Origin of the sequence: Nonomuraea turkmeniaca (assembly GCF_005889735.1) — a bacterium.
Classification (GTDB): Bacteria; Actinomycetota; Actinomycetes; order Streptosporangiales; family Streptosporangiaceae; genus Nonomuraea; species Nonomuraea turkmeniaca.
The window spans coordinates 29,439-41,426 of record NZ_VCKY01000079.1 but is presented as its reverse complement, the minus strand read 5'-3'; the positions used below and the strand labels follow the sequence as shown (position 1 = coordinate 41,426).

Annotated in this window: 13 protein-coding genes; 6 read left to right on the top strand and 7 right to left on the bottom strand. The window is 70.0% G+C overall.

The genetic code is table 11. The features are described 5' to 3' along the window. From ETD86_RS23420 to ETD86_RS23410, 3 genes are all read right to left on the bottom strand, one after another. On the bottom strand, positions 1 to 1,000 hold a 1,000-nt coding region (locus ETD86_RS23420), incomplete at its 3' end, for a hypothetical protein (RefSeq protein WP_138668297.1). Beyond that, the gene (locus tag ETD86_RS23415) at positions 997 to 1,401 is read right to left on the bottom strand and encodes a hypothetical protein (RefSeq protein ID WP_138668296.1); all 405 of its coding nucleotides are present in this window, start codon (positions 1,399 to 1,401) and stop codon (positions 997 to 999) included. The genes ETD86_RS23415 and ETD86_RS23420, both read right to left, overlap by 4 nt. Beyond that, complete coding sequence (locus ETD86_RS23410; protein WP_170223229.1) at positions 1,398 to 2,735, bottom strand: hypothetical protein; 1,338 nt, start codon at positions 2,733 to 2,735, stop codon at positions 1,398 to 1,400. The genes ETD86_RS23415 and ETD86_RS23410 overlap by 4 nt, the downstream gene beginning before the upstream one ends. Before the next feature lie 174 nt (positions 2,736 to 2,909). Between ETD86_RS23410 and ETD86_RS23405 the strand changes: the two genes are divergently transcribed. The 3 genes from ETD86_RS23405 (at position 2,910) to ETD86_RS59190 (ending at position 4,283) form a co-directional block, all read left to right on the top strand. Then, positions 2,910 to 3,536, top strand: coding sequence for a TetR/AcrR family transcriptional regulator (locus ETD86_RS23405; protein ID WP_170223228.1), 627 nt, complete (start codon positions 2,910 to 2,912; stop codon positions 3,534 to 3,536). A 104-nt stretch (positions 3,537 to 3,640) separates the two neighbouring features. Next, positions 3,641 to 4,126: a DUF3224 domain-containing protein gene (locus ETD86_RS23400; RefSeq protein WP_138668293.1), complete on the top strand. Its 486-nt coding sequence runs from the start codon at positions 3,641 to 3,643 to the stop codon at positions 4,124 to 4,126. A gap of 34 nt (positions 4,127 to 4,160) precedes the next feature. Continuing rightward, on the top strand, positions 4,161 to 4,283 hold the full coding sequence (locus ETD86_RS59190) for a hypothetical protein (protein ID WP_281286950.1): 123 nt from the start codon (positions 4,161 to 4,163) through the stop codon (positions 4,281 to 4,283). A 533-nt stretch (positions 4,284 to 4,816) separates the two neighbouring features. On the opposite strand, the gene ETD86_RS23395 is transcribed toward ETD86_RS59190, so the two are convergent. Further along, entirely contained in the window at positions 4,817 to 6,505 is a 1,689-nt protein-coding gene (locus ETD86_RS23395) for a protein kinase domain-containing protein (RefSeq protein WP_138668292.1), read from the bottom strand. Positions 6,506 to 6,724: 219 nt separating this feature from the next. After that, entirely contained in the window at positions 6,725 to 7,096 is a 372-nt protein-coding gene (locus ETD86_RS23390) for a hypothetical protein (protein ID WP_138668291.1), read from the bottom strand. Positions 7,097 to 7,174: 78 nt separating this feature from the next. On the opposite strand from ETD86_RS23390, the gene ETD86_RS23385 reads away from it, so the two are divergent. After that, complete coding sequence (locus tag ETD86_RS23385; protein WP_138668303.1) at positions 7,175 to 8,011, top strand: ABC transporter ATP-binding protein; 837 nt, start codon at positions 7,175 to 7,177, stop codon at positions 8,009 to 8,011. Between the two features lie 968 nt (positions 8,012 to 8,979). Here ETD86_RS23385 and ETD86_RS23380 read toward each other — a convergent pair. Then, the gene (locus ETD86_RS23380) at positions 8,980 to 9,771 is read right to left on the bottom strand and encodes an MBL fold metallo-hydrolase (protein ID WP_211370259.1); all 792 of its coding nucleotides are present in this window, start codon (positions 9,769 to 9,771) and stop codon (positions 8,980 to 8,982) included. Positions 9,772 to 9,979: 208 nt separating this feature from the next. Further along, positions 9,980 to 10,627 carry a TetR/AcrR family transcriptional regulator gene (locus ETD86_RS23375; RefSeq protein WP_138668290.1) on the bottom strand — a complete coding sequence of 216 codons (648 nt, stop codon included), beginning with the start codon at positions 10,625 to 10,627 and terminating at the stop codon, positions 9,980 to 9,982. Positions 10,628 to 10,717: 90 nt separating this feature from the next. Between ETD86_RS23375 and ETD86_RS23370 the strand changes: the two genes are divergently transcribed. Together ETD86_RS23370 and ETD86_RS23365 are read left to right on the top strand one after the other, a co-directional pair. Continuing rightward, on the top strand, positions 10,718 to 11,083 hold the full coding sequence (locus ETD86_RS23370) for a YybH family protein (RefSeq protein WP_138668289.1): 366 nt from the start codon (positions 10,718 to 10,720) through the stop codon (positions 11,081 to 11,083). A gap of 136 nt (positions 11,084 to 11,219) precedes the next feature. Next, entirely contained in the window at positions 11,220 to 11,933 is a 714-nt protein-coding gene (locus ETD86_RS23365) for an SDR family NAD(P)-dependent oxidoreductase (protein WP_138668288.1), read from the top strand. The last annotated feature ends 55 nt before the right edge of the window (positions 11,934 to 11,988 follow it).

Below are 11,988 nucleotides of genomic sequence, written 5' to 3'. Positions count from 1 at the left end.
CCGGCAACGTGACCAGCAGGTTCATCTCCATCCCGACCACGTTGTAGAAGATCGCGGTGTTGAGCCCGGCGAGCACGCCGACCGCCGCCGTGATCCTGAGCGGGCCGACGCCCCGCCGTACGGCCCAGGCCACCGCCCCTCCGGCCAGCAACGCGATCAGCGGGAAGGTCGCCGGGTGCGCGATCAGGGCCTGCGGCGCGTTCGCGGCGTAGTCGCGCATCGGCTGGCCGATCGCCTCGGCGTACCAGCGGGTGGCGGCCGGTGCGAACAACGCGAGCGCGCCCTGCACGACGAGGAACGCCAGACCCGCCGCGGCCGGCCACTGCCAGCCCCGGGTCAGGCCGATAATGAGGCTCAGGGTCAGCGCTCCCACCGCGCCGAGCCCGAGCACCCGCGGCGCCACCCCCGGCAGCCAGCTGAAAACGAGCTCCGACACCAGGCCGAACGCCGACGTGGAGCCGAAGGTGGCCACGCCGACGGCCAGCGCCAGCCCCCACCGCTCGGCCCGGGTCCGGCGCAGCACGGCGAACGCCATCACCATGGCGAAGACCTCGACCTGGATCGACAACCCCAGCCCCAGGTGCGAGGGCGTCGCCCCGGCCGCGATGTCGAAGCCGTACAGCTCGTGCCACCACAGGTCGGAGCCCGCGTACACCAGGTTGCCCGACGCGCCGAGCCCGCCCACCAGGAACGGCCACGGCGCCCGGAACGTCCGCCACACCGTCACCGACGGGGTGCCGGTGACCGGCCCCCGCGCCCACGTCGACAGCAGCACCACCGCCAGGCAGGTCAGCCCGATGATCGCGGTCCCGGTGTAGAGCAGCAGGTGCGGCGCGGTCCAGAAGTTGTCGGGACCCACGTCCCCGTGCCACTGGCCGTCCCACACCATGCCGGTCAGCAGCACGGTGTAGCCGAACAGCAGGAACCAGGCGCCGGTCACCTCCCGGCGCGGGACCTCCCGCACATCGGGTGGGCTGGGTCTCGCGTACATCGCCGTCATGGCGTCTCCTCTTCTCCGTGTCCGACCAATGTGGTGACTTTGACGATCTCGGTGCCCGAGGGTCCGCGGACGCGGACGGCGATCTCCCAGGCGCCGGTCATGGTGAACAGCTCGCCGCGCGCCACGTACCGGCCTGGGCCGTCGGGCGCGGCGACGATCTCCGGGGTCGTGTGACCCATGTGGGGCATCACCGCGAACAGCGACACCTCCGCCGGTGCGGGGTCGACCTCGACCCGCGCCTCCACCGGCCCGGTGCTCGGCTCCAGCGCCACCGTGACCGCGTAGTGCGCGCCCCGCGCCGACAACTCGACGGGGCCGGTGCCGGTGCCGCCGCCCAGGATCCAGGCGATCCCGGCCGCGATCAACAGCAAGGGCAGGGTGAGGTACGTCCACCGTCTCATCGGGGGCTCGTTTCCGCCGTGACCTCGATGAGGTGCGGCACGGTGACGATCTCGTAGTTCCTGGCGTACTGGATCCAGGCCAGGTAGCGGCCCGGGCGGGGAAAGCTGAAGGTGAACTCCAGCCTCGGCCCGAAGCGGGCGACGGACTCGTCGGGCGGGTTCTCCGCGGCCATGGAGCCGGCTTCGTGTATGTGCCCGAGGTAGCCGCCGTCCTGGCTGCGGACGATCAGGTGGCCCGCCATGCCGAGCCACGGCTGCAGATCGGCCGTCCCGGCGTCGAGCGTGATCCGTACCGGCCGGCCGGCCACCGGCCTGGCCGGTACGGTGACCGGCGGCCCGGGACCGGCCGCCGGCCGCGCGGGCTCAGCGACCGAAGCGGACCCCCTCGGCTCACCGACCGTGAACGCGCCGGACACCAGCTGCCCGCCCGCGTCGGCCCGCTCGAACTCGGCGTACACGAGGTGGCGGCCCGCCTCCTCGGCCCGCAGCCGCACCTCGTACGTGCCCGGCCCGGTGCGGGTCGGATGTACGTGCCGGAAGTAGGCACCGTCCTGGCTGGTCACGACCATGTGGGTCAACGCCGCGTGATGCTCGACCAGGTCGTCGGCCGGCCGCCCGGTCGACCCGTCGTACAACTCCACCCGCAGCACGAACTCCGACCGGCGCGCCGGCCGCTCGGGCAGCACCTCGATCACCGGCTGCGCGTTGGGCCGCCCGAGCGGCGCATCCGCCGCGGGCGCGCCCTCCGGGACGGGCGGGCCGAACCACGAGGAGAGCAGTCCCGTGGTGAACGCGACGACGACCGCCACCGCGAAGCCGCCCCCGAAGCAGGTGGCGACCACGCGCCTCGACATCGCGGCACTCACCAGCGCGCCGAGCAACGCCACCGCGGCGCAGGCGAAGGCCGCGTACACCACGACCTCCCACAGCGGCGCCCGCGGCACCAGCACCGTGAACGGCAACACCGAACGCTCCGCGCCCGCACGCAGCTCCAGCTCGTGCGGGCCCACCCGAGCCACCGACAGGACCACCGGGTACATCCCCGGCCGGCCCGCCTCGACCCGCACGCTACCGGACGAGGCGCCGCCGCCCTCGACCGAGCGGAGCGCCAGGTCGAGCCGCCCGCCCCGACCGGGCCCGTGGGCGACCACATCGACGTGCAGCGGCGACGGCACCCGCACGCTCGCCCGCACCACGACGGTGATCTCCATGCCGGCGATCGTCTGGGCGAAGCGCACATCGGCCTCCCCGCTGCGGCCATGGGCCACCGCGGGCGCCGCCCAGGCGAGCAGAGCAGCGACCGCGAGCAGAACTGCGACAACACGTTTGAGCACGTCCGAGAGCCTAGGAAGGCACGGGTGCCCGGCACATCGGGCGCCGGCACTGACCTGCCTAGTTCCCAGGAACTACGCGCCGTTGAGCAGTGGCCTCCTCCTCGGAGAGTGGCTCCGGTCTTGACGACATATCAAACTGAACAGTACGGTTTGATACATGGAGGTCCGGCAGTGATGAGTCAGGACTCGGCGCGGAGCCGGGCCAAGCGGGCGCAGATCCACCAGGGCGCCACGAGGGTGTTCCTGGCCGAGGGGTTCGCCGGCGCGACGACGGATGCCATCGCGAAGGCCGCGGGGGTGTCGAAGCAGACGTTGTACGTCTACTACCGCAGCAAAGAGCAGCTCATGGTGGACGTGCTCGATTCCCTGTTGTCGCGGCTGAACCGGGACCACGCGGTGCTGGAGAGCGACCGGCCGGTGGGCTCGCTGCCCGAGTTGCGCCAAACGTTGACGGACCTGGCATGTGAGGTGCTGGAGATCGTCGCCGGCAGCGACTATCTCGCGCTGGCGCGGGTCATCATCGCCGACGCGCCCCGCGTGCCGGAGATCGGGCGGTTGTGGGCGCAGACGATCACCAGTGGCGTCCGGCACCTGGTGGCGGAGCTGCTGGAACGGGCTCGTGACTGCGGGGTGATCGACGTCGAGGATGTGGAGGCGGCCACCCGGTTGTTCGTGGGGGGCGTCCTGACCTACATCCTGCCGGACGGGATCGTGGCGGTCGACGGGCCGGTGGCCGCCCCGTCCCGCGAGCGGGTCGAGCGGATCGTGGACCTGTTCCTGCGCGCGATCACCATCAGCTGACCGGCCATGGGGTGAGAGGCGTGAACGCTTTCGCTTTGCTCCATAATCAAACTGAACAGTTTGGTTTGATAATTGCCGAGGCATCGGCGGAAAGGAAGGACCATATGACCTTCTCCTGGGGAGGGCTGACCGAAGGGCCCACCACGTACGCCGAAGAGCACCCGCCGGCGGACGCTGTGACGCACCTCAGCTCTGTAAAGGTGCTCAGCATGGACAAACTGGACATCGGCCCGCAGGTCGAGGGCGGTCCGGCGGTGTTCGCGACGCTGATGACCGAGAAGTTCAGCGGCGGGATCGAGGGGCTCGGGCACGCCGATCACGTCCGGGTCGTCCAGCCCGACGGCTCGCAGATCGTCGCCGGAGTCGAACGCATCGTCGGCACGGTCGACGGCCGGTCCGGATCGTTCGTGCTGACCTGCTACGGCTTCGGGGACCGGCCGGGGTCGGCGCAGGGCTACTGGACGGTGGTGCCGGGATCCGGCACCGGCGAGCTGGCCGGTCTGCGTGGACGCGGCGCGTTCACCGTGCGGCAGGAGCCGGACGGCAGCTGGCGGGCCGAGGACAGCTTCACGCACTGGTTCGAGCGATGACGACGGTCATGGCGGATGGAGGAGCACGCCCGGCGTGATCGCCTTGCTGCCCGTGCCCAGCGCGCTCGCGTCCGCTCTGACGGACTCCACCGTCCCCCTTCACGTGCTGGCCAGCGCCAGTCCAGGCGACCTCGAGCCCCCGCTCCGCCATGCCTAGGGTTGGGTCGCAGACCCCGGCCGGGACCGCCGTGATGGACCTGGCCGGCGGCCACATGCCGTACGCGGTCCAACCGGAAGCGACGGCGCCTGCGCCGCGCTGTCCTTGGCCGCTTCGTCCGGCCGGCCTCCCTCGGTACCCTGACCGGCGAGGAGTTGCCCCGCATCTCTCAAGGTGCTGACCAATCATGTCAAACAACGTCTTCACTTGTCGGTGGAGCGCCGCGAGCGCAGAAGGTGAGGCTGTTGTGTAGGCGGCCTTGCTGGATGCGGTGCTGTGCAGGGTCGAGGCGCCGGTACCGGCAAGGGCACGGCCAAGCACCGAACGCGCCTTCCCGGCTGCCACGAGCAGCCTCCTGATTCCGGCTGCTTCGGATCTTTGGATCATGACGTGATGGTCGGGATCCTGCCGGAGAAGATCCACGGCAACCGTTTCCTGGGGCTGCTGCACACCCGCCCGAACCCACTGATCCGGCAGACGTGCCCGCAGCTGCGTGGCGCTCGCCCGGTGGTCCGCCACCGGTGCCTGCCGGGTCAGCCGTGGAGTTTGGCCGCCTGCATGGCGCTCAGTCTGCGCACGTACAGAGCGGTGACGATCACCGTCGGCACGACGAGCACGTGCAGGGCCAGGTTGGCCCAGACGACCGGTGTGAATTTGTACGCCTCGTACTCGCCGGCGTCGTAGGTCCGTGTACTGAGGAAGTCCGTCCACTCGACCCAGAAGAAGGGCCAAGTCAGGAAGGTGACCAGCCACAGGGCCCACCACGCGTGCAGAAGACCAGCCGGGGACATCGGCCCGCTGTGCCCGGGCGGGCTGGAGGCGTGCCAGATGTCGTCGGCGATCTGCTTGGGAAGCCACAGGTTCCCGATCGGGATGAACCAGCCGTACACGGCCATGGAGGGGCGGTAGCGCAGCCGACCGGGTGCCAGCCGTTCGGCGACGGCTCGCACCCGGAAGAACCAGAGCTGCCAGCACACCGCCAGTCCCACGCCGGAGATGATCTGGGCCACCAACATGATGACGCCGGCTTCCTCAAGGGACTCCTGGATGTCGTCGTGGGTATCCTCCGGGAACATCCGTCCTGCATCGTCGGCAACGGCGAGCTGGTGGACCGCGGTGCTCACAGCGACCAGGGCAAAGAGGGCAAGCAGTACATAGAGCGCGATCTGGTACCCGGTGGCCGGGTACAGCGGTTTGCCGCCGCGCAGGTGGCGGCGTTCGTTGACCAGTAAGGGCTGCGATGCCCGCTGCAGGTGCGGGTGGTCGGCCGGCGGTGGGGTCATCGTTCGGGGACCGCCACCGTCCACGCCTGTGGCCGGGTGTTCGACGGCGGTCAGCGCCAGGGTCCGTCGTGCGGCGATGACTTGGGTGAGTGCCTCAGGCAGCCACCGCCCCTGGACGGGGCCGGCGCCAGGCGAAGCGAGCGCGGCGAGGTGGGCCAGCACCTGCTCCAGGTCGGGCCGGGCGGCGGGGTCCTTGGCCAGGCAGGCCGCCACCAGACCGGCCAGCGAGGCGGGCACCCCTGTCAGATCGGGGTCGGCGTGCACCACGCGGAAGACGACCGCGTGGACGGGACCCTCCCCGAAGGGGCCACGGCCGGTTGCGGCGAAGGCCAGCACGCAGCCGAGTGAGAACACATCCGAGGCCGGGCCGACCATCTGGCCGGTGGCCTGTTCGGGAGACATGAACGCGGCGGTCCCCAGCACGGCGGAGGTCTGGGTGTGGCTGGTGGCGTCCAGAGCGCGGGCGATGCCGAAGTCGATCAGGCGGGGCCCGTCCTCGGCGAGTATGACGTTGGCGGGTTTGAGGTCGCGGTGCACCACCTCGCAGGCGTGCACGGCGGCGAGCCCTTCGGCCAGCCCGGCTCCCAGCACCGCGACCGACTCTGCGGGCAGCGGCCCGTGGTCATCGATGGCCTGGCGCAGGGAGGGGCCGGGGATGTAGGCGGTGGCCAGCCACGGCGGGTCGGCGTCGGTGTCAGCGTCCACCACCTGGGCGGTGTAGAACCCGCCGACCTTACGGGCGGCCTCCACCTCGGAGGCGAAGCGGCGCCGGAAGTCCACGTTGTCGGCCAGTTCGGGGCGCACCACCTTCACGGCCACCAGGCGCCCGCCGGGGGAGCGGCCCAGGAACACCTGTCCCATCCCGCCCCCGCCGAGCCGTGCGTGCAGCCGGTAGGGGCCAATGTGGGTCGGGTCACCGTCGCGTAGGGGGTTGGCCATGGCACTGCTTCCGCGTAGAGGTCTTTGCCGGTCGGCGTTCATGATTTCAAAAGATGTGCTGTCCGGGGAACAGGGTTCAGAATGGGCGACGCCTTTGCGAGGGTCTGGACCTGATGGCTGTCACAGACAGTGCTCGTCGCCTGGGGCGTAGGAGGACATGCACCTGCTGCCGGACTCCCGGGTACTGGGCTGCCGGCACGAGGGGCCGCACGTTCCGGTTCATGTCCGCGTGGTGGGCCGCTCCCGGCCAGGCCCTCGCCGAACATGACTGATCTGGTGCTTCGGGAACGCCGTTCCGGCCCGCAGAGCGCCGGCGAGGGCGAGCACGAGCACGGCGGCGGCCGCGTGCATCCAGGCCATCGCGGTCCAGTTCATCGGCATGCGTGGCACGTCAGACGAATCGCCCGCGTGCCCCCCGGTGCCGGTGACGAGCGTGCCGACCATGATGATCATCAGGCTGGTCGCCAACGCCGCGGCGGCAGCCCGTCGCAGGGCACGGCGTTCGAAGCTGACTCTCCTGGCGCGCTGGCCGAGCTCACCCCCGCAGGAGCTGACGGAGCTGGCCCGCCTGAGCCTCGAATAGGGGAACATGCCCGATACCTTCGGATGATCGCCGCTTCTACCGTCTTGACCAAGACCAAAGGGCACAAGACGAGGAGCGTGGCGGCCATGGAACTGGCCATCGAGGTGGAGGGACTGGTCAAGTCCTTCGGCCGGGCCGGGGCCCTGGACGGTCTGGACCTGACCGTACGAGCCGGGGAGGTGCACGGCTTCCTCGGCCCGAACGGGGCCGGGAAGTCGATCACCATCAGGACTCTGCTGGGCCTGTTGCGGCCCGAGGCCGGCCGGGCGACGCTGCTGGGCGGCGACCCGTGGAGCGAGGCGGCCGAGTTGCACCGGCGGTTGGCGTACGTGCCCGGCGACGTGAGCCTGTGGCCGGGCCTGACCGGCGGCGAGGTGATCGACCTGCTCGGCCGGCTGCGTGGCGGTCTGGACCGGGTCCGGCGGGCGGAGCTGTTGGAGCGGTTCGAGCTGGACCCGCGCAAGAAGGCCAAGACCTACTCCAAGGGCAACCGGCAGAAGGTGGCGCTGGTGGCGGCGTTCGTCTCCGACGCCGACCTGCTCATCCTGGACGAGCCCACCTCCGGCCTGGACCCGCTGATGGAGGCGGTCTTCCAGCAGTGCGTGGCCGAGGAGAAGGCCCGCGGCCGGACCGTGCTGCTGTCCAGCCACATCCTGTCGGAGGTCGAGGCGTTGTGCGACCGCGTCACGATCATCCGCCGGGGCCGGACGGTCGAGGCCGGCCCCCTGTCCCGGCTGCGCGGCCTGGCTCGCAGCCAGGTCACCGCCGAGCTGGCCTCCTCACCCGAGGGGCTGGCCCGGATGCCGGACCTGCACGTGGTGCGCATCGAGGGAAAGCGCTGCTGCTCAGCCTCGCCTTCACCGCCGCGACCCTCGCGCTGTCCTACCGGCTGCGCGCCCGGCGCGACCTGGGACACGGTCTGATCCCCGAACGGCCCGGCCCGGCCGCCTCCGACCGGCTGCGCAGCCCCCTGAGCATTGCCTGGCGGCTGCAGAAGGGCCTGCTCGGCGGCTGGATCGCCGGATACGCGATCGCTGGGCTGTCCTGGGCGCTCTGGCCACCTCCATCGAGGAGGTCGCCCGGCAGGGCGCCGCCGTGGAAGAGTTCTTCCGCCGCTACACTGCCTCGCCCGAGGCCACCATGACCGACGCCTACCTGTGGCTGATCGCGCTCAGCCTCGGCTACGTCTCGGCCCTCTACCCACTGCTGGCCCTGCTGCGACTGCGCAACGAGGAGATCTCCGGCCGCGCCGAACTCCTCCTGTCCGCCCCGGTCTCCCGCGTGCGCTGGGTCGCCGGCCACCTGCTCTTCGCCCTGGCCGGAAGCGTCCTGATCCTCACCGCCGCCGGGCTGACCATGGGCCTGGTGGCGGGGACGCCCGGCAAGGTGCTCGCCGGCGCCCTGGTGCAGGTGCCCGCCACCTGGATCCTGGCCGGGGTCGGCGTCCTGGCCTTCGGCCTGCTGCCCCGCGCCGCGGCCGCGATCTCCTGGGCGGCCTTCCTGTTCGTCAACCTCTTCGGCGAGGTGCTCGGCCCGATCCTCGGCATCGACTACTGGATCGCCAAGTACGCCGTGCCCTACCCCAACCTGCCCGTGGTCATCTCCGGCGAGCCCTTCACGGTCACAGCCATTCTGATCATGACAGGCGTCACCGCCGTCCTCGTTGCGGCGGCCTTGCCGCCGTCAGGCGCAGGGCGCTCAGCTGAGCCGCAGGGACTGTCACGGAGAGATCCGCCTGGTGGCCCGGGCGGATCTCTCCCCACCCAGGTGGGCTTACCGCTCGGCAGACCCCATGAGGGGCCCAAGCCACCCGCTGGTGCCAGGATGGTGCCCTGGCCTGCACCGCGGCAGCCCTCTTCCGCCGCTTCGCGAACATCGTTGCCGAGGCGGCTCAGCCGCGCAGCGCCGCCCAGGATCCGTGATCGACCAGACGCAGCAGCGACGAGAGGCCGGCGTCGTCGAACGCCGTCTCCAGCTCCGTCCGGCCCTCGGAGAAGTGCGTCCACCCGTCGTAGTGAGCCGGGATGACCACGGTGGCGCCGAGCACCGCGGCTGCGGCCGCGGTCCGGCGGCTGTCCATCGACACCGGACGCTCCCGGAACTTGCCCGTGACGCGGGCTGCTCCGGCGTTGAGTACAGCTGCGTCGATGCCCGGGACGCGGCGGGAGATCTCAGCCACAGCACGCATGGAGGCGTTGTCGCCGCTCACGTAGACGGTGGGCAGGCCCCGGCCGGACAGGACGAACCCGGTGACCTCGCAGTTGATGTTGCCCGCTGCGTCCCGCTCGCCGTCTTCAGGGCCGTGCACTGCCGGGACCGCCAGAACGGCCAGTTCCCCACCATCGTCCGGGCGCGGCACCATGAAGGTCGTCCAGGGAGCCAGGCCGACCGCCGGAGAGCCCAGCCTGTCGGCCGCGCTGGGCACGGTGAGCACCACCGGCGCCGCCATGGCGAACGCGCGCCCCCGGTCGTCGAAGTTGTCCGGATGCGCGTCGTGGCTGACCAGCACCAGATCGACCGGCCCCAGCCGGTCCTCGGGCACCGCCGGGCCGAGCGTCTTGGTCAGGTAGCCGTGAGGGCCAGGATCATCAAAGGTCGGATCCACGACGATGCGAAGCCCACCGACATCGATGACAGTCGTGGGACCGCCCAGCACCGTCGCCGCGCAATCTTGCCGGGGCAACTCTTGATTCCTCGTCGCCGCGCTCGCATGCACCGAACAGGGCCTCCTACGCTGGTGGTGTCCTTGCCATCAAGCCTGGGCAGGGAAAGACGCACGTGAAACGCCTGCGCTCACAGATTCATGCTCCCGCATGTTCGGCTGCCGTAGGAGAAGACACACCGCCGCAGTGCGAGCGGATGAGGCCTGGCTGGACGAGAGGAACTGCAGATCAGCCAGTGCTCACCGCGCTGGGCTCATCGGTGGTTAATGAGCTCGGTCGCGGGGCGGCGGCGCCGAGAAGGGCCAGGCAGTTCGTCCACAGAGCGTTGAGGCGTTGTGTGTTGTTGTAGAGCTTGGCGAAGAGTACTTGGCCTTCAAGCTGGGCGACGACGGATCGCGCGGCCTCGTGGGTGTCGGCGACCGTGACCTCGTCGCGCTCCCGGGCTTCAGCGATGACCTTTTCGACCATGTCGACCTGCGCCTCGAAGATCTGCTGCAGGCGTTCGCGGAGGGCTTCGGTCTGGTTGCTCATCTCGAGCGTCAGGTTCCCGAAAAGACAGCCCGAGACGGTCCCGCAGCTTTGCTGGCCGGCGCGCTGGTCGGCTTCGGTGGCCTCGAACAGCTGCCGTAGCCGCTGGAGGGGCGGGTCGTCATTCTGCAGGATGCGGTGCCAGTTGCCGCGTTGGCCTGCCCAGTGCTCGTCGATGACGGCCAGGGCGAGGTCCTCCTTGGAGGTGAAGAAGTAATAGAAACTGCCCTTCGGCACGCCTGCCGCCTTGCAGATCTCGGCCACGCCCAACGCGGAGTAGCCACGCAGCTCGATGAGCGTCTGAGCGGCGCTGAGGATCCTCTCCTTGGCATCACTGGTTCGTCCCATGTTGGCAGTGTATGACCGGTCGTCTATTTTTACTAGACCGGTCGACTACTAGTACACTCCCGCAGCCACTCATCATGGAAGGCAGGCAGCATGACCGATCCGATGCGCGAGATGCTGAACCGCTGGAAGACCGCTTTCGACGGCCACCAAGTGGACGCGATGGCCGACCTGTTCACCCCCGACGCCCTCTTCCAGGGCTTCGGGCCCAAGGTCGTCGCCGGCCGCGACGCGGTGCGCGCGTACTACGAGGCGGTTCCGGATGACCGCACCGCCGAGGTCACCGTCCTGAGCACCTACACCATCGGCGACGAAGTGGCCGGCGGATTCGCGGATGTCACCTTCCGTGACCCGAAGGGCTGGGAAACGGCGGTGCACCTCTCGATGGTCCTTCGGCGCGATCCGGACACGTGGCGGATCCGCCAGTACCACGTATCCCGGGTCATCCAGGAAGGCTGATCCCACTCGGGCCTCAGCTCGGGGATGGTGCCTAGCTTTGACCTTTGTCGACCGGTCGTCTACCTTTTGGTAGGCGACCGGTCGGCTAGTAGCTAGTAGCCGTCGCCGACATCCTCGAACACCAAAGAAGGTCATCATGAGCAGCCACGGTCAGAAGGTCGCGGTCATCACCGGAGCGTCGCAGGGCATCGGTGCCGGACTCCTCGCCGCCTACCGCAAGCTCGGCTATGGCGTCGTCGCCACCTCGCGTACGATCGCCCCCGCCGACGACGCCGACGTCGTGACCGTCCAGGGCGACATCGCCGACCCCGCCACCGCCGAGCGCGTCATCGCCGCCGGCATCGAGCGCTTCGGCCGCGTCGACACCCTGATCAACAACGCGGGGATCTTCATCGCCAAGCCCTTCACCGAGTACACCGCCGACGACTACGCCGCAGTGATCGCTGTGAACCTGGCCGGGTTCTTCCGCATCACCCAGCTGGCCATACCGCACATGCTCGCTCAAGGCGGCGGCCACGTCGTCAACATCACCACCAGCCTGGTCGACAACCCCGACTCCAATGTCCCCTCTGTGCTGGCCTCGCTGACGAAGGGAGGCGTGCAGTCCGCCACCAAGTCCCTCGCCATCGAATACGCGACCCGCGGCGTCCGCGTCAACGCCGTCTCGCCGGGCACGGTCAAGACCCCGATGCACCCCCAGGAGACCCACCAGGCCCTCGCCGCCTTGCACCCGGTCCGGCGGATGGGCGACGTGAGCGACATCGTCGACGCGGTGGTCTACCTCGAGAAGGCTCCGTTCGTCACCGGCGAGATCCTGCACGTCGACGGAGGCATGAGCGCCGGCCACTGAGAGCCGCACGGCGTCGGCACGGTGATGCTCCTCCGGCGATCCAGGCGCCCGGCTG